This is a genomic window from Nostoc sp. FACHB-152 (genome assembly GCF_014697475.1).
Lineage (GTDB): Bacteria > Cyanobacteriota > Cyanobacteriia > Cyanobacteriales > Nostocaceae > Nostoc_B.
The window spans coordinates 59,059-82,107 of record NZ_JACJRV010000009.1; the positions used below are offsets into that span (position 1 = coordinate 59,059).

General features: G+C 41.3%; 18 protein-coding genes and 1 pseudogene. 8 read left to right on the forward strand and 11 right to left on the reverse strand.

All coding sequences use genetic code 11. The features are described 5' to 3' along the window. The first annotated feature begins 11 nt into the window (after positions 1-11). Positions 12-872, forward strand: a complete 861-nt coding sequence (locus H6G76_RS10355) for a tetratricopeptide repeat protein (RefSeq protein ID WP_190699646.1) — start codon at positions 12-14, stop codon at positions 870-872. A gap of 362 nt (positions 873-1,234) precedes the next feature. On the opposite strand, the gene H6G76_RS10360 is transcribed toward H6G76_RS10355, so the two are convergent. Further along, positions 1,235-1,630, reverse strand: coding sequence for a response regulator (locus H6G76_RS10360; RefSeq protein ID WP_190699370.1), 396 nt, complete (start codon positions 1,628-1,630; stop codon positions 1,235-1,237). Between the two features lie 227 nt (positions 1,631-1,857). Between H6G76_RS10360 and gyrA the strand changes: the two genes are divergently transcribed. From gyrA to H6G76_RS10375, 3 genes are all read left to right on the forward strand, one after another. Then, positions 1,858-4,359: a DNA gyrase subunit A gene (gene gyrA / locus H6G76_RS10365; RefSeq protein ID WP_190699373.1), complete on the forward strand. Its 2,502-nt coding sequence runs from the start codon at positions 1,858-1,860 to the stop codon at positions 4,357-4,359. Positions 4,360-4,364: 5 nt separating this feature from the next. Then, a complete protein-coding gene (locus H6G76_RS10370) occupies positions 4,365-5,051 on the forward strand; it encodes a phosphatase PAP2 family protein (RefSeq protein ID WP_190699375.1) in 687 nt (228 codons plus the stop codon). A 131-nt stretch (positions 5,052-5,182) separates the two neighbouring features. Next, a complete protein-coding gene (locus tag H6G76_RS10375; RefSeq protein ID WP_190699378.1) occupies positions 5,183-5,368 on the forward strand; it encodes a chlorophyll a/b-binding protein in 186 nt (61 codons plus the stop codon). A 250-nt stretch (positions 5,369-5,618) separates the two neighbouring features. Here the strand turns inward: H6G76_RS10375 and rpoD are convergent, their stop codons facing one another. Then, positions 5,619-6,794 carry an RNA polymerase sigma factor RpoD gene (gene rpoD / locus H6G76_RS10380; RefSeq protein ID WP_190699381.1) on the reverse strand — a complete coding sequence of 392 codons (1,176 nt, stop codon included), beginning with the start codon at positions 6,792-6,794 and terminating at the stop codon, positions 5,619-5,621. Positions 6,795-8,512: 1,718 nt separating this feature from the next. Next, positions 8,513-10,450, reverse strand: coding sequence for a DNA topoisomerase (ATP-hydrolyzing) subunit B (gene gyrB, locus H6G76_RS10385; protein WP_190699384.1), 1,938 nt, complete (start codon positions 10,448-10,450; stop codon positions 8,513-8,515). Between the two features lie 379 nt (positions 10,451-10,829). On the opposite strand from gyrB, the gene miaA reads away from it, so the two are divergent. Then, on the forward strand, positions 10,830-11,735 hold the full coding sequence (gene miaA / locus H6G76_RS10390) for a tRNA (adenosine(37)-N6)-dimethylallyltransferase MiaA (RefSeq protein ID WP_190699386.1): 906 nt from the start codon (positions 10,830-10,832) through the stop codon (positions 11,733-11,735). Positions 11,736-11,950: 215 nt separating this feature from the next. On the opposite strand, the gene H6G76_RS10395 is transcribed toward miaA, so the two are convergent. The 3 genes from H6G76_RS10395 to thrB all read right to left on the reverse strand — a co-directional run bounded on the left by H6G76_RS10395 (position 11,951) and on the right by thrB (position 15,312). Beyond that, the gene (locus H6G76_RS10395) at positions 11,951-13,564 is read right to left on the reverse strand and encodes an NAD(P)H-quinone oxidoreductase subunit 4 (protein WP_190699389.1); all 1,614 of its coding nucleotides are present in this window, start codon (positions 13,562-13,564) and stop codon (positions 11,951-11,953) included. 301 nt (positions 13,565-13,865) lie between these two features. Further along, entirely contained in the window at positions 13,866-14,372 is a 507-nt protein-coding gene (locus H6G76_RS10400; protein WP_190699392.1) for a hypothetical protein, read from the reverse strand. A 25-nt stretch (positions 14,373-14,397) separates the two neighbouring features. After that, on the reverse strand, positions 14,398-15,312 hold the full coding sequence (gene thrB, locus H6G76_RS10405) for a homoserine kinase (RefSeq protein ID WP_190699395.1): 915 nt from the start codon (positions 15,310-15,312) through the stop codon (positions 14,398-14,400). 109 nt (positions 15,313-15,421) lie between these two features. Between thrB and H6G76_RS10410 the strand changes: the two genes are divergently transcribed. Further along, positions 15,422-15,646 (forward strand): hypothetical protein, encoded by a 225-nt coding sequence (locus H6G76_RS10410; protein ID WP_190699398.1) that lies wholly within the window; start codon positions 15,422-15,424, stop codon positions 15,644-15,646. 45 nt (positions 15,647-15,691) lie between these two features. On the opposite strand, the gene H6G76_RS10415 is transcribed toward H6G76_RS10410, so the two are convergent. The 4 genes and pseudogenes from H6G76_RS10415 to thrS form a co-directional block, all read right to left on the reverse strand. After that, positions 15,692-16,159: a hypothetical protein gene (locus H6G76_RS10415; protein ID WP_190699401.1), complete on the reverse strand. Its 468-nt coding sequence runs from the start codon at positions 16,157-16,159 to the stop codon at positions 15,692-15,694. 133 nt (positions 16,160-16,292) lie between these two features. Continuing rightward, positions 16,293-16,628, reverse strand: a complete 336-nt coding sequence (locus H6G76_RS10420; protein ID WP_190699404.1) for a XisI protein — start codon at positions 16,626-16,628, stop codon at positions 16,293-16,295. Continuing rightward, positions 16,616-17,032, reverse strand: a pseudogene (locus H6G76_RS10425) (XisH family protein). The gene H6G76_RS10420 and the pseudogene H6G76_RS10425 overlap by 13 nt, the downstream one beginning before the upstream one ends. An 86-nt stretch (positions 17,033-17,118) precedes the next feature. After that, positions 17,119-18,960, reverse strand: a complete 1,842-nt coding sequence (gene thrS / locus H6G76_RS10430) for a threonine--tRNA ligase (protein ID WP_190699407.1) — start codon at positions 18,958-18,960, stop codon at positions 17,119-17,121. A gap of 405 nt (positions 18,961-19,365) precedes the next feature. On the opposite strand from thrS, the gene H6G76_RS10435 reads away from it, so the two are divergent. Together H6G76_RS10435 and H6G76_RS10440 are read left to right on the forward strand one after the other, a co-directional pair. Next, the gene (locus H6G76_RS10435; protein ID WP_190699409.1) at positions 19,366-19,683 is read left to right on the forward strand and encodes a DUF2605 domain-containing protein; all 318 of its coding nucleotides are present in this window, start codon (positions 19,366-19,368) and stop codon (positions 19,681-19,683) included. A gap of 259 nt (positions 19,684-19,942) precedes the next feature. Then, positions 19,943-20,257: a DUF2973 domain-containing protein gene (locus tag H6G76_RS10440; RefSeq protein WP_190699412.1), complete on the forward strand. Its 315-nt coding sequence runs from the start codon at positions 19,943-19,945 to the stop codon at positions 20,255-20,257. 107 nt (positions 20,258-20,364) lie between these two features. Here the strand turns inward: H6G76_RS10440 and H6G76_RS10445 are convergent, their stop codons facing one another. Beyond that, positions 20,365-22,653, reverse strand: coding sequence for an amylo-alpha-1,6-glucosidase (locus H6G76_RS10445; RefSeq protein ID WP_190699415.1), 2,289 nt, complete (start codon positions 22,651-22,653; stop codon positions 20,365-20,367). Positions 22,654-23,049: the final 396 nt, after the last annotated feature.

Genomic DNA, 23,049 nt, shown 5'->3' on the forward strand with positions numbered 1-23,049 from the left:
GAGGCGGTAGTGTGCCTAAACACGTTCGTTTGATTTCGTTTCTGGCTGCCTGTAGTTTATTGAGTATGCCTAAAGTGGCTCACGCCCAGGCACTAATTCCCCATACACTGCAATTAGACCCAGCCAAATTAGAGAAGCAAGGGTTGGTTCTAGCGCAAGAAGCTGCTCAATTAGCCCAGTTTCAGCAGATTGATTTAGCTTTGCCGCGAGCGCGACTGGCTAGCCAATTAGCTCCCAAAAATGATAAAGTGTGGCTTCTATTGGGTGGATTGCATTTACAAAATCGGGAATTTGATATGGCGATCGCGTCTTTAAAAAAGGCCCAATCGCTTAACCCCAAAAATCCCGATGTTGTTTTTGCGATTGGTTCGGCTAATTTCCAACAGAAAAAGTACGATGCTGCTATCGCTAATTATCAAGCAGGCTTAAAACTTAAACCAAATGACCCAGAAGCGTTGTTTGATTTAGGTAACGCCTACTATATGCTTGGTAAACTACCAGAGGCGATCGCGCAGTACAATCAGGCAGTCGTCCAAAATAAAAAATTCTGGGCGGCAATCAATAACATCGGTTTAATTCAATACGAACAGGGTAATGCTGATGTCGCAATTAAACAATGGCGAACAGCTATATCTATCGATAAACAAGCAGCCGAGCCTTTATTGGCTTTAGCCGTGGCATTATATGCCAAAGGCGATCGTCAACAAAGTCTGACATTCGGAGAAGCTGCTTTACGCATCGATCAGCGTTATGCTGATTTAGATTTCCTCAAAGAAAATCTTTGGGGTGAACGTCTACTAGCTGATACAAAGAAATTTTTGGAACTACCACGCATCCAAGCTGCTTTACAGCAGCAGCCAAATCAGGAGTAATTGTTAAAGAGGCAGGAGGCAGGAAGCAGGAGGAAATTCCTATAAATAAATTTAGGCATTTTAACCTTGTTGACAGAGCGAAGAATTATTTTACATAATCTTCTATCTCCTGCCCTACTCTAGCCTGTAGCAAGCCGATACGCGTCTACAGCAAAGGCTACGCCGAACAGGTGACGCTCCTACTTTGCTAACGGTACAGCGTCTCACCTCCTACTCTCTGCCTTTATTTCGGCTCTTCTTGACTATTACTTGCGAAAAACTAGTATTATATAGTACGTCTATACTAGATAAAAGTTAAATATTCGCCTACCAATGTCCCAGGCGAATATTCCTTATAAAGTCTAGTCAATTCTCAGTGGTCATTATTTGGGGAGAAGTGCCATGATTTGGTCAACAAATAGTTGGTGGTCAACAACAGGCTTAGAGATGTAACCATCAGCACCGCTTTGCTTGAGGAAGTTCTCGCGATCGCCTTCCATAGCGTGTGCCGTCACCAAAATTACAGGTAAATTTGCTGTTTGCGGATCAGACTTTAACATTTGAGTAATCTTAATGCCATCAACAGATTTACCTTGATAAACACTTCTAGACAAAGAAACATCCATTAAAATTAAGTCCGCTTGCCCCGATTGAGCAATTTCGATCACTTCTTCTACATTTTCAGTATGTTTTACATCTAAGCCACCGCGCTTGGTCAAAATTTTGGAAAACACGCGAGCATTAATGAGATCGTCTTCAACAATTAAAACAGTTTTCATGAGAATTTTATTTATAGAGGTGAAGGGGAGAATGACCTAAGCAACACAGTTGTCTAGCTCCTTTTTAATCATCAAAGTGCATCCCCGTCATCAAGGATAATACTACTGCTTTTTATCCTCTGACTAGCAAGATTATGTTAGGAATCCCTTTACATCCGTTATGCTGTGTTTGCTGCATTGTTCAGTTATAGCGATTTTTGTATAGTGAAATTTCAGGGAAAAAACTCATGGCAAAACAGTTAAACCTTCTCTCCACGGGACAGGTAATTACAACAGCCCTGCACACCGAGATGCAACGGTCTTACTTAGAATATGCCATGAGTGTGATTGTTGGGCGAGCCTTACCAGATGTGCGCGATGGCTTAAAGCCTGTGCATCGCCGGATTTTGTACGCTATGCATGAACTAGGTCTAACGCCAGACAGACCTTATCGAAAATGCGCCCGTGTTGTCGGTGATGTACTTGGTAAATACCACCCTCACGGAGATCAAGCAGTTTACGATGCTTTAGTCAGGCTGGTGCAAGAATTTTCCAGCCGCTATCCCTTACTGGCAGGACATGGCAACTTTGGCAGCGTGGATAATGACCCACCGGCGGCGATGCGTTACACCGAAACTCGCCTAGCATCCATTAGCCATGAGGGTATGCTGTCAGAAATTGGTGACGAAACTGTAGAATTTATCGGCAACTTTGATAATTCCCAGCAAGAACCAACTGTATTACCTGCACAGTTACCCTTTTTATTACTCAATGGTTGTGCGGGAATTGCGGTTGGTATGGCTACAAATATTCCGCCGCACAATTTGGGGGAAATAGTCGATGGTTTAATTGCCTTAATTGACCAACCTGATTTATCAGATGAGAAATTACTAGAGTTAATTCCCGGCCCAGACTTTCCGACAGGTGGGGAAATTGTTGGTGATACAGGAATTCGGGAAGCATACACCACAGGTAAAGGTGGCATTGTCCTGCGGGGAGTTGCCCAAATAGAAGAGGTTGCTGGTAGTAAAGGAACCAAACGCCGGACAGCAATTGTGATTACCGAATTGCCTTATCAAGTAAATAAGGCTGGCTGGATAGAAAAGGTAGCGGAGTTAGTTAATCAAGGTCGCTTGCAAGGAATTTCGGATATCCGAGATGAAAGCGATCGCGAAGGGATGCGCGTCGTAATTGAACTTAAACGCGATACGAACCCTCAAGAAGTGTTGCAACACTTATATCATCAAACCGCATTGCAAACTAATTTTGGAGCAATCCTTCTGGCGATTGTCGAAGGACAACCCCGACAATTAAGCCTGCGGCAATTGTTGCTAGAGTTTTTAAATTTCCGTGAAGCAACCTTAAACCGTCGCTATAGTTACGAGTTAGGTAAAGCCGAAAGTCGTTTGCACATAGTAGACGGTTTACTCACAGCTTTATCTCATGTGGATGAGGTAATTAGCATTTTGCGGCAAGCTGCTGATGGTAGCACAGCAAAAATTAATTTGAGCAACCAACTAGATTTGAGTGAGGCACAAGCAGATGCAATTTTAGCAATGCCTTTGCGCCGCTTAACTAGTTTAGAACAACAGAACTTGCAGCAGGAATTTGAACAACTAACTGAACAGATTGCCCTCTTGCAAAAGTTACTTGGCGATCGCCGCGAATTATTAAAGTCACTGAAAAAAGATTTGCGATCGCTCAAGCGTAAGTACAGCGATCCTCGGCGCACTCAGCTAATAACGCATATTCCTGAAGAATTGCCGAAAAACAAAGCAGCAGAAGGTAAAAGAAGCCGCAGCCCAGAAGAAGATGAGGAACTCAAATCAGAACAGCCAGCAGAAGAAGCAATTCTAGAGTTTACCCAACGGGGTTATGTACGTCGTCTGTCCACCTCTGGGAAAAAATCAAAAGTAGAAAACGGTCTTCCCGATCATGATTTCCTGATCCAAACTGAATTAACCGACACTAACCAAGACTTGCTCATCTTGACTAGTGGTGGCAAAGTCTACCCTGTGCGAGTTGGGGATATTCCTTTAACCACTGGGCGTTCTCCACGGGGAACACCATTAATTACCACACTCACAACTACTGCCCAAGGTACTCAAGAAGCTGTAGTCAGTCGCTTTTTATTACCAGAAGATTTCGACTCCAAGCAAATGATTCTGCTCACAAAACAAGGCAGAATTAAACGCTTATCTTTTGTAGAATTTACTAACCTGACTCGTCGCGGCATTACAATTGTCAAACTCAAAGATGATGATGAATTGTTATTTACCCAATCTGCTAACACAGGAGAACATTTAATTTTAGCTAGTTCCGGTGGACGGTTATTGCGGTTTGCCCTGAATGACGAACAACTACCCGTTATGGGTCGAACAGCGATGGGTTTACAAGCCTTTCGTCTGTTGAGAAGTCAGCAAATGGTTGGCTGTGCAACTGTAGGCAAAGATGATCAATTGCTATTAGTCACTCAACAAGGCTATGCCAAGCGCATGGCTGCAAGCCAGTTAAGAGCAGCGAACCGAGGAGATTTAGGCACACAAGCACTGAAATTTGCTAGTAAAACTGACAACTTAGCTAGTATGGTGAAGACGATTACTCCTGAAGTGGCGTTGGTAACCAACAAAGAACGTGTAGTTCGACTAGCTGTAGACACAGTACCTATCTTGGGTCGTGATGCTACAGGTGAGAGCATCATACAACTCAACCGGGATGAAAAAATTATCGCTGTTGTTGAAGTACGTTAGTGTAGATGCTCCGAAAAATCTTAAATTTTTGGTTGCGATACATACATCCACGGATAGCCCCCTTGATTGCCACAATTGGTATTTTTGGGCTGGCTAGTTGTCTATTAATTCTGTTTGTTTTAGCAGAGCTTTTTGAAGAAGTTTTAGAGCGAGAAGCTTTTGAATTTGATACCCATTTCTTGTTGTGGTTGCATCAGTTCGCTAACCCCAGCTTAGACAATGTGATGCTGGCTATAACAAACCTGGGCAATCCTAATGTGGTGGTGATTGTTGTAGTTGTGAGTTTATCTCTACTCCAGTGGCAACGTTTATTTCAGGAAGCCAGAGTATTGGCCATTGCTTGTTTGGGAGCTTTCATTCTCAATACCGGACTGAAGTTACTTTTTACTAAACCTCGTCCTCAACTTTGGCCTCAATTAATTACTGAAAAATCTTTTAGTTTTCCTAGTGGTCATGCGCTAGGTTCTTTAGTGCTGTATGGAATGCTGGCTTATTTGTTAGCAACGCACTATCCCAGATTTTCTCAATTGATTTACAGTGTGGCAGTTATTGCGATCGCTGCTATTGGTTTCAGTCGTCTCTATTTAGGCGTGCATTGGCCTACAGATATCATTGCAGGTTACGGAGTCGGCTTTCTCTGGCTAACAATTTGTATCACAATGCTCAAACTGCAAAAACTTAGACAAAATTAGTATTAATTTTTTTATTGATTTCTAACTTTAGTAGTAAAAAGCTGAATTAACGTTACATTTTTTAAAGATAGTTGTTATATTAATTTACATAAGGCAATAAACCTTAGTAAATCCTGATTAGAGTGCAAACCATGACTAACACAACCACCACAAACATCACTGCCCCTGTAATTGAAGACCGCAACGCTTGGCGTTGGGGCTTTACTCCTCAAGCAGAAATTTGGAACGGTCGCTTGGCAATGATTGGATTTTTAGCGGCTGCATTGATTGAGATTTTCTCTGGTCAAGGTTTCCTCCACTTTTGGGGCATTCTGTAGTTTTATAGCAGGGAACAGGTGATAGGTGACAAGAGACAGAGTTAAAAATCTTCTATAGTCTCAGTTTTCTTATTTACCAACGTCTTAATTACCTTGACTATTGCTATACAAAAAACAAAATTGTTGAAATATAAAAAATAAAAACCTGGTAGCAGTATTTAACTACCAGGTTTTTTATTTTCTTAGTCAATTGTCAAAAGTAGAAAGCAATTAAGTGTTTCACTATTGACTGTTGACCATTGACCATTGACTACCGAATGTACTCTTTAAGGACGCTGTTACGGTTGGGGTGACGTAATTTGCGGAGGGCTTTGGCTTCAATTTGGCGGATACGTTCGCGGGTAACGTTGAAGATTTGGCCGATTTCCTCAAGGGTTTTCATCCGGCCATCATCCAAGCCGTAACGGAGTCTGAGAACATCACGTTCACGGGGGCTGAGGCTATCAAGAACTTTTTCTAAATCTTCGCGGAGCAAATTTTTAGAAACTTGATCTTCTGGGGTTTCGCCATCAGACTCAATAAAATCGCCCAATCGAGAATCTTCTTCTTTACCGATGGGCGTTTCTAAAGAGATGGGTAGCTGGGCGGATTTAGCAATAAACCGGAGTTTCTCGATGGTCATTTCCATACGAGTAGCGATTTCTTCCTCAGTGGGTTTGCGTCCCATTTCTTGAGAAAGTAGCTTGGTAGTTTTCTTAATCCGGGAGATAGTTTCGTAAAGGTGAACTGGTAGGCGGATAGTACGCGATTGATCGGCGATCGCACGTGTAATCGCCTGACGAATCCACCATGTAGCGTAGGTGGAGAATTTATAACCTTTTTCGTGGTCAAATTTCTCAGCCGCACGAATCAAACCAAGACTACCTTCTTGAATTAAGTCTTGGAATGACAAGCCACGATTCATGTATTTCTTGGCAATCGAAACCACAAGCCGCAGGTTCGATTGCACCATTTTATCTTTAGCCCGGCGACCAACGTGCAGACGATAACGGAATGCGGGCAAAGGTATTTGTACTGCTTCTGCCCATTCGCTATCACGAGGATCACGATCTAACTGTTCTGAAAGTTTTTCCCGGATTCTTTCTAATTCTAGTAAATCTGCGATTTTCCGCGCTAATTCAATTTCTTCGTCTGCTCGCAACAAGCGAATCCGACCGATTTCTTGCAAGTAAAGGCGGATCGAATCTTCTGTGTAGTGCTTTTTCTTGCTTTGTGTGCGACGACGCGATTTAGCGGCTTTTCCAGACTTTGCGTCGTCCTCATCAGACTGAGGCTCTAAAAATTCATCTTCCATGCCCTCATCAACGAGGAGCAAGTCATCCTCTTCTTCAATCAAGAGGTCTTCTAACTCCTCAAAATCAGGCTGATTTATTATTTCTAGGTCAGGCTGAAAATTGCTTTCGAGTACGTTGTTAGCCTGGTTCATGCCGCGTTCCTCATGCTCCTTGCAGAATCAATTACTTCAATTACTCAAGATGTATTTAGCACTCTTTTTATGAGGGCTAGTTAACAACCGAAAATCGGGTTTTAGGCTGTTTTCCCTGAAATTTTTTCGGCAGTTTCACTCCAGTTTGCAGGAGTTTATTATTGAAGTGTGAAAAGTCGCACTAAATGCTAACTTACTCACTTTTGTAACAGTCACGTGTTGCTGTCGCACACCACTTTTAACTGATTTGTTGAAAAAAGGGCTTGTCTTTGTCTTGATAAAAAATTAACCGTTGCATATAAACAGTGATGACTGTTGGCATATTTTCTTACAAAGACTGTTCCGATTGTAGCCTGTTTCACAGAAATTGCACTCTTTTTGTGTGTTAATCGTGAGGCCATTATGTAAGTTAAAGCCACTACTATCAAAAAGATATTAAAAATGGTAGGTTTCCCTATTAAATTTTTTTTAACCTTTTTCAACAGTGGCAATACTTTGACATTTAAAGAGAATCGCTCCCATCTTTACACAATTTTAGGTATTAACTACAACATTAATTACCTAGAAACAGCGTGTTTTATATTAACCGAAGTGAGAATCATTTAGGCTGATATTTTTACATTTCCTTCATAAATGACTCATTCCAAACAGTTAGACGACAATTCCCGCATGGTAGATCTGAAACAACTGAACTTTGGTTTATGCCAGCCACCTTAACTGAGGAGTTGAGGGTACGGCACAATCTGCCAGATAGCGTTCAATTGGGTTTTCCTTGTTTGGTCTTATTCACACATTAGCGCACAGATGAGATTTCAACCCTATGAATCTTGACAAACTGTTCCTATTGTATACAAAGATATTTTAAACAATTCATAAAGGATTTGGCAGTTGGAAATTTGAATATTTAGCTACTTAAGACAAAATTTCTGGAGGTAAAGATGAAATCAAAGATTTAGCTAGCACAAGAGTAAATATATGTCCATGTTTGTTATCAGGAATTGTCTGTCGCCAGGAACGAGTAATTTGAACATAGAGAAGTTTGTGTCTGGGTGAGGAATATGTTAGTTATTCATCTTACGTAAGCATATGTGAAATATAATACTTTTTTTTCAAAAAAAGTATTACTTACTGTAATTTTTACAATACTATGATATTCAGGTAAGTTTGTGGAATAAGCAATCTTGGGCTTGGCACCTCCAACAGCAGAAATGCGCTTCTAGATTGTATAAAATTTATCCACACAACTTATTAAAAGTTTTATATTCTCCGAGAATAAGAATGGAGTTCCGATGCATAAGCAAAACTCAATAAATCAGACTGCTTGACAATATTGTTATTTTGTGCAGGTGCTTGTGCGGAAAATGCTAATGATTTTAGTAATTAATACTTATGTATTTTATCAAACAAATTCTATAGAAGAAAATGTTCACAAACAATTTTTCTGTATTTTTACTGAAAACAAGGACTTTGTTCCCTGCACAATTTAGCTATTTTGTAAACTAATGTAAAGTATTTGCTTTACTAGGGTCTCAGGAATTTAAGTTAATGCAGCACTTAAGATTCACTGAAACTTAAACCCAGTAAGGATTTAAGCCTCCTTAAGATTTGATTTACAGAGCATATCTTAGAAAAACTGCCAAAAAAAAGGTAATGAGCAACAGCCCATTACCGCCCCATTACTGTTCATCAGGATACCAAATATTGATATTCGCTTGATACTAGATATCCAACTCTGCCAAATTAAGTTTAGAGCCGTAGGTTTCGATAAACTCACGTCTAGGGGCAACGCGATCGCCCATTAAAATCGTAAAAATGCGATCAGCTTCAGCAGCATCTTCAATCTCAACTTGTTTCAGGGTGCGAGTTTCTGGGTTCATTGTGGTTGTCCAGAGTTGTTCTGGCATCATTTCACCCAAACCTTTGAAGCGTTGGATGGTGTAGTTGGCGTTAGCAGGGAACTTAGCAATTGCTTGTTGTAGTTCTCGTTCGCTATAACAATACTCATGATTCTTGCCGCGTTCTACCTTATATAACGGAGGACAAGCAATATATATGAAACCTTGTTCGATGAGCGATCGCTGATATCTGTAAAAGAAAGTTAACAGTAATGTCCGGATATGCGCTCCATCTACGTCAGCGTCCGTCATGATGATGATACGGTGATAGCGCAGTTGGGTGGAGTCGAATTCTTCACCTTTGACCCCTAAACCTAGGGCTGTAATTAACGCCTGAATTTCGTTATTTTTATAGATTTTAGAATCGTCTGTTTTTTCGATGTTCAGGATTTTACCACGGAGGGGCAGGATAGCTTGGGTGCGGCGATCGCGTCCTTGTTTAGCACTACCACCTGCTGAGTCACCTTCTACAATATAAATTTCTGATTCGGCAGGATCACGAGAACTACAATCAGCCAGTTTACCGGGCAATGGAGACGATTCTAGGACTGATTTGCGTCTAACTAACTCCCGTGCGTGGCGTGCGGCTTCTGCGGCTTTAAAAGCTTGAATGGCTTTATCTAAAATAGAGTCTGCTATCCCAGGATGAAATTCGAGGTATTCAGTCAGAACTTCGCCTACTAGAGAATCAACAATTCCCCGTACCTCGGTGTTCCCAAGTTTGGTTTTAGTTTGCCCTTCAAATTCAGGATCGGGAACTTTAACCGAAATTACTGCTGTTAAACCTTCGCGTACGTGTTCACCGCTAAGGTTCGGTTCATTCTCTTTGATTTTATTGCGCTTGCGGGCGATCGCATTTAATGTGCGAGTCAGCACCGCCTTTAAACCTTCTAAGTGCGTTCCACCATCAACGGTGCGGATATTATTCGCAAAACCTAGCACGTTGTCTGTATAAGCGTCAGTACACCACTGCAACGCCACTTCTATCTGGACGTTGCTGCGTTCTCCCTGCACATAAATAATTTCTTCATGTAGTGGCTGCTTATCGCGGTTCATGTAGGCGATATATTCTTTGATCCCACCCTTATATTCATAGGATTCAACCTTGGGTGTATCGCTTTTGAGGAGTTCTAAACGGTTATCTGTGAAAGTAATCTTCACCCCAGCATTAAGATAAGCCAATTCTCGCAAACGGCCTGATAGGGTGATGTAATCAAACTCAATACCAGTAGTAAAAATTTGAACATCTGGCTTGAAAGTTACAGAAGTTCCGGTTCTTGCTTCCTTATATGGCTTCGCTATCAATTCAGTCACCGGAACACCCCGTTCATAGCGTTGGGTGTGAACCTTTTTATCCCGCCAAACTGTAACTTCTACAACTTCAGACAAGGCATTAACTACAGAAATCCCAACCCCGTGCAATCCTCCAGAAACTTTGTAGCCACCGCCGCCAAACTTACCGCCAGCGTGCAGCACTGTCATTACGGTTTCCAAAGCTGATTTCCCCGTCCGCGAATGAGTGTCAATAGGAATACCCCGACCGTCATCTGTTACACTCACAGAACCATCTGCATTAATCTCTATTTCTATATGAGTGCAGTATCCTGCTAATGCTTCATCAACAGAGTTATCTACCACTTCATAAACTAAATGGTGGAGTCCTCGCGGCCCGGTAGAACCAATGTACATCCCCGGTCGTTTGCGGACGGCTTCCAGACCTTCCAGAACTTGAATCTGATCGGCACTGTAACTGCTCGTCATGAAAATTCTCCTGATGCGTGGGGTTAAAATCGCCTAAAGGCTAAAAAAGCAAAATCACACCAAAATTCTAACACAAAAGCCTTCGTGACGACTGTAGGGCTTTTTTGTGAGAAGTTTATGTAGGGGCTGTATCCTCATAAGTTTTTCGTATGGATAGCCTCTTATTTTCAAAATGAACTTACTTAATCCAGACTCCGTAAATTTGGAGTACAGAAAGTTTATTCTAAAAAGTCCAGAAGCGACGAAAGTTGAATAATTAAGCCTTTATGTTATTTCTGGGTGAGTATTTGTTTTACCATGCTGCGAGATTGTAACATAAAAATTTTGAAGGCAACTTCAAGAGCAGGGTAAGCCACAAATGACTAATGACTATTGACCAATGACGAAATTAATTGTAATTTGTGGCGCAACAGCAACAGGTAAGTCGGGATTGGCTTTAAGTTTAGCTACGCGCTTAGGTTCGGTAATTCTCAGTGCAGATTCGCGTCAGGTATACCGTGAGTTTAATATTGGCACAGCTAAACCAACTTTAGCGGAACAAAAGTTAGTACCGCATTATTTAATAGATATCTGCAATCCCACAGACACAATGACGGTAGCAGACTATCAAGAGCAAGCACAAGCTTTGATTGCGTCTGTTCCGGTTGAGCCGATTTTATTAGTGGGTGGAACTGGTTTATATATACGTTCAATTGTGCAGGGGATGAAAATTCCCCCAGTTGCGCCTCATTACCAATTGCGATCGCAGTTAGAATCTCTCGGTCAACATCAACTGTATAGGATGTTGCAACAAGTTGATCCTACTGCTGGACAAAAGATTCACCCTAACGATCCTGTGCGAACATTAAGAGCATTAGAAGTATTTTACATAACTGGAATTCCTATCTCAGAACAACAAGGCGAAAACCCACCAAATTATCCAATTTTGCAGATAGGCCTAGATTGTGATGTTGATAAATTAGATGCGCGCATTCACAAGCGTACTGAACAAATGATAGCTGATGGCTTAGTCGTTGAGGTGGAATATCTTTGCCAAAAATATGGTGCTGATTTATCTTTGTTAAACACCTTGGGCTATCAAGAAATTAGGCAATATTTAGCTGGTGAGATTTCCTTAAATGAAGCAAAAGAATTAACAGTTTTACATACCCGGCAATTTGCCAAGCGGCAACGTACATGGTTTCGAGCATATCCGCAAATTGAGTGGTTTAATGCAGATGATCCTGATTTAGTAGAAAAAGTTTGGCAACGTATTGATGAGTTTATTAATTGCCCTGGTCATTAGACCTCTGGCATAAATCTTTTTTGTCTCACGCAAAGGCGCAAAGGCAAGGCAGTGCGTTGGGCGGCTATGCCGACTTGAAGCAACTGCCGCGCAGAGAAGAGCGCAATAGTTTTATGTGCGTAAAAAATCCAAAATTTAAGGGGTGATTTTGTAATCACCCCCATATTCCCCTCATATTAGAATTTACTTTCAGCACCTTTGTTTAGAATCTATTTTTACTTTGAAATATTAACTAAACTATCAACTGGCGCATTAGCCAAGGTTGGTGCAGTAAAGATTTGAGAGTATAGACTTGTTGGTTGTTGACGAGCCACAACTGGTAGCACTTGACGAGCGTGAGTAGCTACTTCTACTGTTTTCACATCATAAGTCTGCGTTACTAGTTTGGGATAGAAGCCAATACCGATGATGGGAAGTAGCAAACAAGCGGTGATAAACAACTCACGAGGTTTAACATCAGAGACTACAGCATCTAAATGTAAATCTTCACTTTGTTTGCCGTAGAATACTTGACGGAGCATAGACAGCAGGTAGATTGGTGTCAAAATTACGCCAACTGCTGACAGTAGCACAACTACAACCTTGAAACTGGAACTGTAAACATCACTGGTAGCGATACCGAGGAAAACCATCAATTCGCCGACGAAGCCGCTCATTCCAGGTAACGCGAGAGAAGCCATTGCACCAGCAGTATACAGCGCGAAGGTTCTAGGCATTACCTTACCAATGCCACCCATTTTATCCATCATCAAGGTGTGGGTGCGTTCGTAAGTTACACCAGACAGGAAGAATAAGCTAGCAGCAATCAAACCGTGGGAAACCATTTGTAACATGGCTCCACTAATACCAATTTCTGTGTAAGAAGCTAAACCAATTAGTACAAACCCCATGTGGGCAATTGAAGAGTAAGCCAAGCGACGTTTGAGGTTGGTTTGAGCGAAAGCGCAACAAGCACCGTAGACAATATTGACTACACCTAAGATGGCTAAAACTGGAGCGAAGTAAACATGAGCGTTAGGCAACATTTCAATGTTGAAGCGAATTAGGGCATAACCACCCATCTTCAACAACACACCAGCCAAAATCATGGAACCAGGTGCAGATGCTTCACCGTGAGCATCGGGTAGCCAGGTGTGTAAGGGGAAGATTGGCAACTTCACACCGAAGGCAATTAAGAAACAAGCGTAAACTAATAATTCAAGAGCTTTAGGATATTGTTTCATTCCTAGAGAAGCGATGTCGAAGGTGACGGTATCACCAGAGAATGCCATCGCAAAACCAGCAACAAGAATAAATATGGAAGCAGCAGCAGTATAAAGAATAAATTTGGTAGCAGCATAGCGGCGTTTTGCACCGCCCCAGATGGAAATTAGCAGGTATACGGGAACTAGCTCGATTTCCCACATCAGGAAGAACATTAGCAAGTCTTGGGCAAGAAATACACCCAACTGGGCGCTGTACATCACCATCATCAACCCATAAAACAATCGCGGCTTGTTGGTAACTTTCCAAGCCGCGAATATTGCGAGGGTATTGATTAAGCCTGTTAACAAGATGAGTGGCATCGACAAGCCATCAACTGCTACAGACCAATTTAAACCTATTTGTGGAACCCAAGAGTATTTTTCGACGAATTGGTAAGTTGAGCTTTGAAAATCGTAGTTATGCCAGAAAGCATAAATCATTAAGGCAAAGTCCGCGATCGCTACTCCTAAACCATACCACCGGACTGTTTTTCCTTCTTTGTCTGGAATTATGGGGATGGCTAAGGCAGCCACCAAGGGCAAGGCAATTATGGCAGTTAGCCAAGGAAATTCGACGACATTCATCACTTCTGACAATCGTTTTTTGTTTTTGCTTTTAATTACATTATATTAAGGAATTCGTATATTTGTAAACGTTATTTATCTCTAGAAAATGAAATTTTGGATAATGATGAGGATATATACTCATCAATTCTGCAATTTAGAAGATAAACAAGAATAAATACTCATCCTTTTTAAAAGCAAATCCATTCTAGATATAAACTTTTGTAAAGTCAATAAAAACGGTGGCTTATACCACCGTTACATTTCTTAACTTAAAGTATGTCACAAGAGCGATCTTACCCTAAAGATTTTGGGTCAACGCTTAAACTATGCGGTTGACAATTGTCCAAACTTCCCCATCAGAACGGACATAGGGAACTGAGATAGTCTTGAACCCGGTAATAAAGGGTTTGTAATAAACCTGCCAATATAAAGGACTGAGATAATCAGCAGTGGCTTTTAATTGGCGGATTTCGCTGGCTAATTCCGCCGCCAGTTCGTTAACACGTTCGGCGTGAACCTGCGCCACCTTTTTTGCTTCTTCTAGCTGCTGCTGTAGGGTAAGTTGTTTAGACTCAACTTGCCAACGAACTAATTGGGCTTGTTTCTGCTTTAACTGCATTGACAAAGCGGCGATCGCATCATCTATACCTTTAAGTTCCACTGACAGTTGAGCATTTTCTCTAGCTTTGCGGCGGTAAGCCTCAACAATCGCTGAAGGTGTATTATCGCCAGATATCTCATTATTAATAGTCAGAGCAGCGCGTTCTTGCTGAAGAACTTGAATGTGAGACTTGAGTGCTGCTATCTCGGACTGAATCTGATCCATAGTTAAAATGCTGAGTAAAAGAGTTTTATAAAATGGTTGCGCCTTGGGTGTCTAAAGCAAGCGATCGCACCTCGGCTTCAATACCTGCCACTTTCCAGGCTGTGATCATTGCTAACTCGACAGCTTGGGAATGTGCGACATCAGCTAAAGCCAACAGCGTCGGCCCTGCACCACTAATCACCATGCCATAAGCACCAGCCGCCACAGCCGCCGCATTCACAGCATCGTAACCAGGAATCAAAGCTTTACGATAAGGCTGATGCAATTTATCTTGTAAAGCTGCTTTTAGCCATTCTGAGTTACCAGTTTCTAAACCGCGTAACAATAAGCCTAAATGGGCAGTATTGAAAATTGCATCTGCACGACTAAATTCGGTGGGTAAAACGCGGCGCGCTTCTGAAGTAGACAACTCAAAATTAGGAATTGCCACTACAGGGACAATATTTTCATGCCAAGGAACATCACAAATTTCCCAACCAGTTTCACTAGTAGCTGCCAGACGACATCCGCCGATTAATGCTGGAACTACATTATCAGGGTGTCCTTCCATTGCGATCGCTAACTCCATCACCTGCACTTGAGACAGAGGTTCACTCGCCAGTTGATTCGCCGCCACCAAACCGCCGACAATTGCTGTCGCTGAACTACCCAAACCCCGCGCCAATGGTACACCCAAAATAATCTCAATTTTCACGGGCGGCGGTGTCTGATCTATATATTGATAAAACTTCAAAAACGCCTGATAAAGTAAATTACTCTCATCAGTTTGCACTCGTTCGGCTTCTGCACCTGTGACATGAATAGTTAAACCGCCTTCGTCTAAGCGTGTAAACTTAAACTGGTTGCAAAGCGTCAAAGCTGCACCAATGCAATCAAAACCCGGCCCTAAATTAGCAGTTGTAGCGGGGACATTAACTGTGACAGAAGAAATAACAGACATCTGCAAATACTCACCTAACCGATCAACCAGCATCCCATGTAACTGGTTGATTAGTCATTATTTGAGGTACAAATGGTGTATAGATAGATAGCGTATAGATGTTGTATGGATGGAAGTTTTGCAACTGACGACAACTGTTGATGCATCTGGGCATTTGCATCTTGACATCCCAACACAGCTATCGCCTGGACAGGTAAATATTGTGGTTGTGCTAAGTCCGGTTACATCAGACAGCACACAGAAATCTAATTATGATTTTTCCGATCTTGCTGGTAAATTAGTTTGGCAGGAAGATGCACTAGTAATGCAAAAAGTGTTGAGAGATGAATGGTAGTCGGTATTTTTTGCATACTATTACTCAAACTTTCGTCCCTTGTAGCTATTGTTTAAAGACTTTCTGCAAATGCGTTCTCAAATTTTCTATATTTTCCCAGCGAGACATCAGTCTTTCGCCAGTTAGTAACTTTGCTTGTGTATTGTACCAACCCCAATTTGCTTGCATTACTTCTTTATCAAGAGGAATATTACTAGGATTATTGAAATCAACCACCCAATGAACCTTCACCCATCTAAAAATACCCCAAATATCTAATTCGTCCCATTGAAGTTTATCTTCGCTTCCTTCATTAACCAGTTCAACTATATGCGTCAAGTACCGCTCTTGATCGAATGGATTTTGGGACAGGATGATCAATGCGCCTTTAGGTAAGTGTAAGGCATGATTCTCTACTCCTGCACTCTGTTTAAAGTTTAAATGGTAGTAACCGCTAACTTTGTAGTACTCATATGCCCATTTTTTATCATCATCACTTATGTTCTTGATGTATTCCAGACGAGAAAAATTCATTCTTCTGCCTACCAAAGATTTTCGATCGCTACTTTAGCTTTACTTGAGCAATATCGTCAATTTCTATACCTAAATAGCTAATCAATCTTTCTCGGCGTTGCGGATTAATTTACCCAAGAGATCGCAGGTATTTTCAAGCAACAGCAAATCCCGTATATTGCCTAACATTAGGTTCGTGAAATCCTAAAACAATATCTTCTTTAGGAATACCAGCTTGCACCAGTTCATTAGCAATACCATCTTCGGTATTGTCGCACTGAATCCAAACTTTACCATTAGTAATTTCGATATGAATTAAACAACTGTGCAAGTGTTGTTTATCTTGCCAACCTTCAGAGATAATCAAATACTCATCATTTTCTGAATCAAATGCGGCTCGATTACGGATATCAGCATTGGCATAGGAAATGTCCAGATATGATTTGAGTATTTTACGGATTATATTTCGGTAATTATCTAGTCTATCCATTTGGTAATTGCCTCCGCTTGCGAGTCGAATACAATCAGTTTTATGGTATTGTCTTCTAACAAAATCCTGCCAATTTCTTCTATAAAAATCTTGTTAAATACTGTGTCACGAATAGCTAAATAAAGAATTTTTTCTGATTCAAGACGTTGCAAAATTTTTTCATACAAGATGTATTGACCAAGAGCATTTTTGAGGTCTTCTACTTCTGATATTCCAACAAAACTTTTTATTTCTACAGCTATCTTTGTTCCTTATTTTTCTGCTGCTATAAGTTTTTCTGCTGCTATGTCAATAAAAATATCTTTCTTGCCAATCTTAAGGCTAAGTGGGTCATGGGTAATCTGCCATCCGTCTTTAATAAGTGCATTTTTTACACATTCATGATAAATGTCTTTAGCTGGCATTATTTGATTTTTATTTAGCTTTCACTGGAGTCATAGATTAGTGAATATTATTTTTTTCGGCTGGGTGTTACCCAGCCTACTTTTTACTAGAAGTTCTCGAAGTTAGCGATCGCATCTTTCAATTTCTGCACTACTTCATGTACAGAAATTGCGCCTAATTCCCCAGAAGCGCGGGTACGGATGCTTAAGGAGTTGGTTTCCACTTCCTTTGCACCTACCACTGCCATTACAGGTATTTTATCTTTCTCGGCGTTGCGGATTAATTTACCCAAGCGATCGCCACTGGTGTCAACTTCGGCACGGATACCCAAAGCTTGCATTTTCGCTACGACATTTTTCGCAAAGTCTAGCTGTGCATCACTCACAGATAGCAATCGAACTTGCACAGGTGCTAACCACAAGGGGAAATCACCTGCATATTCTTCAATTAATATTCCAATCAGCCGTTCTAAGGAACCGAAAGGTGCGCGGTGAATCATCACCGGACGTTTGCGCGAACCATCTTCAGCAACGTATTCTAGATCAAAGCGTTCTGGTAAGTTGTAGTCAACTTGCACAGTTCCTAGTTGCCATTCTCTTTCCAACGCATCTTGGAAGATAAAGTCGAGTTTTGGCCCGTAAAATGCAGCTTCGCCAATACCTTCAAAATGATCCATTCCTAGCTGTTCCACAGCGCGGCGAATTGCACCTTGAGCTTTTTCCCAAGCTTCATCGGAACCGATATATTTATCACTAGCAGGGTCGCGGAAACTAAGTCTGGCTTTGAAGTTCTTCAGTTGCAGTTTATTGAATACCGATAAAATCAAATCCACTACGCTGAGGAATTCTGCGTCTAGCTGTTCTGGGGTGACAAACAAGTGTGAGTCATCCACAGTAAAGCCGCGCACTCTGGTTAATCCGCCTAATTCCCCTGACTGTTCGTAGCGGTAAACGGTACCGAATTCGGCCAAGCGCATCGGTAATTCTCGGTAAGACCGCAATTCACTCTTATATATTTGGATGTGGAAGGGACAGTTCATCGGCTTCATGACAAAGCCTTGCTCAAGAGCTGCGGCTGCTTCATTCTCTGCCATTAAAGGGAACATATCTTCCTTATATTTTTGCCAGTGGCCGGAAGTTTTAAATAAATCCACCCTAGCAATATGCGGAGTCACCACAGGTAAATAACCACGCTTTAGTTGCTCCTGCTTGAGGAAGTCTTCTAAGATACTCCGCAATACAGTACCTTTGGGAGTCCACAAAGGTAAACCCGGCCCTACTTGGTCAGAAAAGATAAATAATCCGAGTTCTTTGCCGAGTTTACGGTGGTCACGACGTAGGGCTTCTTCTTTGCGGCGTTTATACTCAGCTAGTTGTTCTGGAGTTTCCCAAGCAGTACCGTAAATGCGCTGTAGTTGCGCTTTGGTTTCGTCTCCACGCCAATAAGCACCCGCAACGCTTTCTAAATCGATCGCTTTCGGGTTTAAATCTTTGGTATTTTCTACATGAGGCCCGGCGCACAAATCCCACCATTGATCACCCAAGTGATAAATAGTAATGGGTTCTTTCAGGTCTGCCAGAATTTCTAATTTATAAGGCTCGTTAATTTCCTTAATGCGGCGTTCGGCTTCTTCCCGGCTGACTTCTTCTCTAATTACTGGCAATTTGCGATTAATAATCTTAGCCATCTCTTTTTGGATGGCTTTCAGGTCTTTGTCAGTAAATGGCTCTGGACTGTCGAAGTCGTAATAAAATCCATTTTCTATCCACGGGCCAATTGTAACTTGCGCCTTGGGAAACAGCTTCTGCACTGCCATTGCCATCACATGAGACGTTGTGTGGCGAATCTTTTTTAAATTCTCCGATTCGCTGGTACGGGGTAAATAAACTTTTTCTGGTTGTTCTGCTGGATGCAAATCTTGATTAGGCGACATTGGCTGCTGAACCATTGGCGAAGGATTACAAAAGGTAATTTATTAGTTAAAATGCTGAAAAACTTACCCAAATATAACATATGGTTATCTTTCAGCTTGACAGACTTTTAGCTGCTCTGGATGCACTCTAGCATTCTATAAAAGTCTTAAGTATGTAGACACCCTATAGGTGGCTTCCCGCAGGGTAGTCTGAAGTATGAAAAATTAATCCTAGCTTGCGGCAGGGTGCTTCTAGACGACAGTCTTGAGCTTTAATTTTTCTATATAAAAAGAATTATATTTATTTTATTAAAACTAAAAAATTGTAACTATTATGACAGATTTTTTTAACTATCTTTCTAGAGACATAGCATATAATAACGTTAAGTTTTGTAAAAAACGTTAATATTAGTCATAAGAATAGAAGTATCCTTCAGATCTATGCAAGACTCAAATTTACCAGGGACTGAGTTGCTCAAAACGGTCTTAGAGCCTTTGTTAGAAGACTTTCAATATTGGTTTTCGCGATCGCGTAACCTGTTGGAAACTGAGCAACTATCATTTATGAGTCATCAAGAACAATCTGACCTGCTGTTACGAGTCAAGCAAGCACAAGCAGAATTAAATACAGCAAAGATGCTATTTAATGCCACTGATCAACAAGTCGGAATTGATATGACAACCATAATGCCTTGGCATCAACTGGTAACCCAATGCTGGAATGTAGCTATGCGCTTCCACCAAGAAAAAGAAAATTAAATAGGTAATTATCACTTATTCGCACCAGAGATACATGACATCAATCGCATAGATACTATAAAATCCTTAATAAATTTTTTATTAACAAACTAATGTATCGTATGCTACCGTTGACTGAATAAGGTTCACGATTTTTTTACATAAATAATATAGATGCACTAAAAGTGCGTCAAACATCTACACTCACTGCAATTGGCATCATTAACGAAGCTTTTTTGTCTATAGTTTTTTAAACTTGCTGCCCCTGGAGGAAATCTTTATGTTGCACTTACTTTACATTCTCGCTTTTACGATTCTTGCTTGTATCGCGGTTGCCAATTTAATTCGTAACCTAATTATGTTTAGTTTTGACCGAGAGCGAAGCTATCCAGCTAGAACTTCAGGAATGGGGAATCAAGGTTATTATTCATCTAAAAAACAAGTACCCCATCCAGAATTATTAGATAGTGCTGGAAACATAATTAAAGAACCGCTTTTAGTTATGCGTTCGATTAATGTTGAAGATGCTAGGCAACAGCTAGATGCGATTTACGAAGCTTCTCCAGGACAAAAGAGTGAAAATCAGGAAAAATAGGGGCTAGAGACTAGAGACTGGAGACTAAATATTATTAATAAACCAACAGACAAGAATCAAATTTCACGTTCTAGCCCCTAGCCTCATTGATACTTCACATTGTGTGATTAAGCTTCGATAACTACACGGAGATTCCCACGTTTTTTAGCTACACGGCAGGCTGTAGTATTACCAGAACGCTCAAATTCTAAATCTAAAATAGTTGTGCCAACTCGCAAATTGTGAAAGGAAAGATGATTAATCGACTCTGGTAAAGCGGGGTCGATAATTCGTAAACAGTTGTTTTGCGCGTCTGGTACTAAGTTGACGATCATTTGCAGCAGTTGGAATACACTACCAGTTGCCCAAGCTTGCGGCGTACAAGCAACAGGATATTGTACAGGGGCATTGTCACCATTGCGTTCGTAACCGCAAAAAAGTTCTGGAGGACGTTGGTAGGGCTGCTGAATAGTCATGTCGAAGATGCCTTGAAAAAGTTCCAAAGCTTGATCAATTAAGCCGAGCGATCGCAGACCAATCGCAATCAAAGAGTTATCATGCGGCCACACAGAACCGATGTGATAACCCATCGGATTATATGCAGGTGATAAACTGCTTAAAGTTCTAATCCCCCAACCATTAAACATATCTGGGGCGCGTAACCTTTCTGCCACACTGTAAGCTTTTTCGGGGGTAAAGATGCCCAAGTGCAAACAGTGACCAGGGTTAGATGTAATACTATCGACCTGTTTGCCCTCACCATCTAAAGCTAAGGCACAAAAATCTTCATCTGCCATCCAAAAGTCACGATTAAAACGCACCTTAAGATTTCTGGCTTCTTCTTGCCAACGGTCTGCTAAATCCAGCCGCTTCTTCATTCTGGCAATTTCAGCTAGGCGAGTCTTAGCAGCGTAAACATAGGCTTGTACTTCACACAAAGCAATGGGGCCATTAGCCAAATCACCCTTACGGTCAACAATACAGTCGCCTGAGTCCTTCCAACCTTGGTTAACTAAACCACGTTTAGATCTGAGATAGTAGCGCAGATAGCCAGTTTCTTGCAGATTGCGATCAATCCACTCCATCGCGGCTATTGCATTCGGCCAAAGCTGTTCTAAGGTTTCTTGGTCATGAGTCCAAGTGTAGTATTCTGCATACAGCATCAACCACAGGGGCGTAGCATCAACTGTACCGTAGTATGGTGTGTGGGGAATTTCTTGACAGCGTGCCATTTCCCCTAAACGTAATTCGTGCAGAATCTTGCCTGGTTCTTCTTCTCGCCAATCATCCTCAACTTTTCCTTGATATTCTGCCAATAACATCAAGGTTTCTTTGGCGACTTGCGAGTTTAACATCAAGGTTTGAGAAGCCGTAATGATAGAATCTCGACCAAACAGTGCTGAAAACCAAGGTACGCCAGCAGAAACAGTCTTGTATTTGCCAAAGGATTGACGTAACAAGTACATATCTTGTTCAGCACGGTCAATTACATGATTGAGTAGACTTTTGTCTGAGGTAAGACGGGTAGTTTGTTGTACCCAATGTTGTTCTTCCATCAATTCTGCGGCTTTGGCTTGTCCTAAGGTAAAAGCGGCACTAACGGTAGAACTAGAGGTATTGTTGGTTAATAAATTGATGCGGTAGCCAATTTTTTGAGTTTCATGAGAAGCTAACTCTAAACACCATACGGCAGTGTAACCTTTGAAGTGATCTGGTAGGCGATGCTGAAATTGGATACGAGACTCCATGATTAAGCCATCCAGACCTTGATAGGCTAAAGTTAGGAATTCTGTTTTGTGTGTACCAGAGTGAGAAGATACAGACACAGCATCACCGCTTAGTGTGCTTCCGTCTTCGTGCGTCGGTTCTACTAAGCGTAAAAGTTTACCGCGTTTATCTCTGTCGTAGCCTCGCACTTCAAATAAATCGACAAAATCTGCATCAAAGCTAATACTGAGTTCAAAACTAACGGTAGTAGTGCTGTAGTTAGCTATTTCTATTTCTTCAAATAATGCGCCATTCAGAACAAGTTCGCGGCGTAGTCCGACAGTATCGGCTTTGAGGCGGTCGTCAATTCTGGGGTTTGTACAAAGAACTGAAAGCGAAAATCCCTTTTCGGCTGTGCTGCTGAGGAGTACAGGCGATCGCCCTTCAATTTGCAATTCTAGACGGTTGAGAAATCGCGTATCACAACAAAACAATCCCATACTAGGATTGCCATCATTGAGGGAACAGCCAGAAATGTTCCCTATTGTATCTGTGACTAAAAATAAATCATCATCTTTCACTGTCAGCGTTGGTTGTGGTCTTTCACTCACAACACAAGGCCACTCTGGGATAGGTAATTGTTCTGCTGGAATAAAAGTCTTTCCGTCCAAAGAAATTTTTTCTTGAGTAATTTGCAAATCCGGTGTCATCAGCAAAAATTCCGTGTACAGGTCTGTATTGTCGTAGCAAATCTTTATAAATCTATATTGTCTTAATTTAAAGTCAAGGCTGATAATAAAGGGTTTTTGGCTTAATTACATCAATCTTGCTAGATACTCTTGTTTTGTTAGCCCTAAGGTCTAGTTTGAACATAAATCTCTGTCAAAAAACTTTTAGTTAGTGCAATAGCTGTACTGGCTGAGAATGTATATTGAGCTTAGTAGCTTATGATTTAAAAGATCCCGATGTTCACAATATAGGTAAACGGTAAAGACCACTGCACCTGTGGCGCATGGCTATGCCACGTCTATGCCGTTCTCCGCTTGGGTGCAAACGACATCTATTGCCGTTGTTGGTCTATTTTTTACTCTCAGCGAGGAAATTTG

What these genes read in the sequence shown, in the direction of transcription:
- H6G76_RS10360 (WP_190699370.1), bottom strand. Translation starts at nt 1,630, where the DNA reads ATGAAAACTGTTTTAATTGTTGAAGACGATCTCATTAATGCTCGCGTG.
- gyrA (WP_190699373.1), top strand. Translation starts at nt 1,858, where the DNA reads ATGGCAAAACAGTTAAACCTTCTCTCCACGGGACAGGTAATTACAACA.
- H6G76_RS10370 (WP_190699375.1), top strand. Translation starts at nt 4,365, where the DNA reads ATGCTCCGAAAAATCTTAAATTTTTGGTTGCGATACATACATCCACGG.
- H6G76_RS10375 (WP_190699378.1), top strand. Translation starts at nt 5,183, where the DNA reads ATGACTAACACAACCACCACAAACATCACTGCCCCTGTAATTGAAGAC.
- rpoD (WP_190699381.1), bottom strand. Translation starts at nt 6,794, where the DNA reads ATGAACCAGGCTAACAACGTACTCGAAAGCAATTTTCAGCCTGACCTA.
- gyrB (WP_190699384.1), bottom strand. Translation starts at nt 10,450, where the DNA reads ATGACGAGCAGTTACAGTGCCGATCAGATTCAAGTTCTGGAAGGTCTG.
- miaA (WP_190699386.1), top strand. Translation starts at nt 10,830, where the DNA reads ATGACGAAATTAATTGTAATTTGTGGCGCAACAGCAACAGGTAAGTCG.
- H6G76_RS10395 (WP_190699389.1), bottom strand. Translation starts at nt 13,564, where the DNA reads ATGAATGTCGTCGAATTTCCTTGGCTAACTGCCATAATTGCCTTGCCC.
- H6G76_RS10400 (WP_190699392.1), bottom strand. Translation starts at nt 14,372, where the DNA reads ATGGATCAGATTCAGTCCGAGATAGCAGCACTCAAGTCTCACATTCAA.
- thrB (WP_190699395.1), bottom strand. Translation starts at nt 15,312, where the DNA reads ATGTCTGTTATTTCTTCTGTCACAGTTAATGTCCCCGCTACAACTGCT.
- H6G76_RS10410 (WP_190699398.1), top strand. Translation starts at nt 15,422, where the DNA reads ATGGAAGTTTTGCAACTGACGACAACTGTTGATGCATCTGGGCATTTG.
- H6G76_RS10415 (WP_190699401.1), bottom strand. Translation starts at nt 16,159, where the DNA reads ATGAATTTTTCTCGTCTGGAATACATCAAGAACATAAGTGATGATGAT.
- H6G76_RS10420 (WP_190699404.1), bottom strand. Translation starts at nt 16,628, where the DNA reads ATGGATAGACTAGATAATTACCGAAATATAATCCGTAAAATACTCAAA.
- thrS (WP_190699407.1), bottom strand. Translation starts at nt 18,960, where the DNA reads ATGGTTCAGCAGCCAATGTCGCCTAATCAAGATTTGCATCCAGCAGAA.
- H6G76_RS10435 (WP_190699409.1), top strand. Translation starts at nt 19,366, where the DNA reads ATGCAAGACTCAAATTTACCAGGGACTGAGTTGCTCAAAACGGTCTTA.
- H6G76_RS10440 (WP_190699412.1), top strand. Translation starts at nt 19,943, where the DNA reads ATGTTGCACTTACTTTACATTCTCGCTTTTACGATTCTTGCTTGTATC.
- H6G76_RS10445 (WP_190699415.1), bottom strand. Translation starts at nt 22,653, where the DNA reads ATGACACCGGATTTGCAAATTACTCAAGAAAAAATTTCTTTGGACGGA.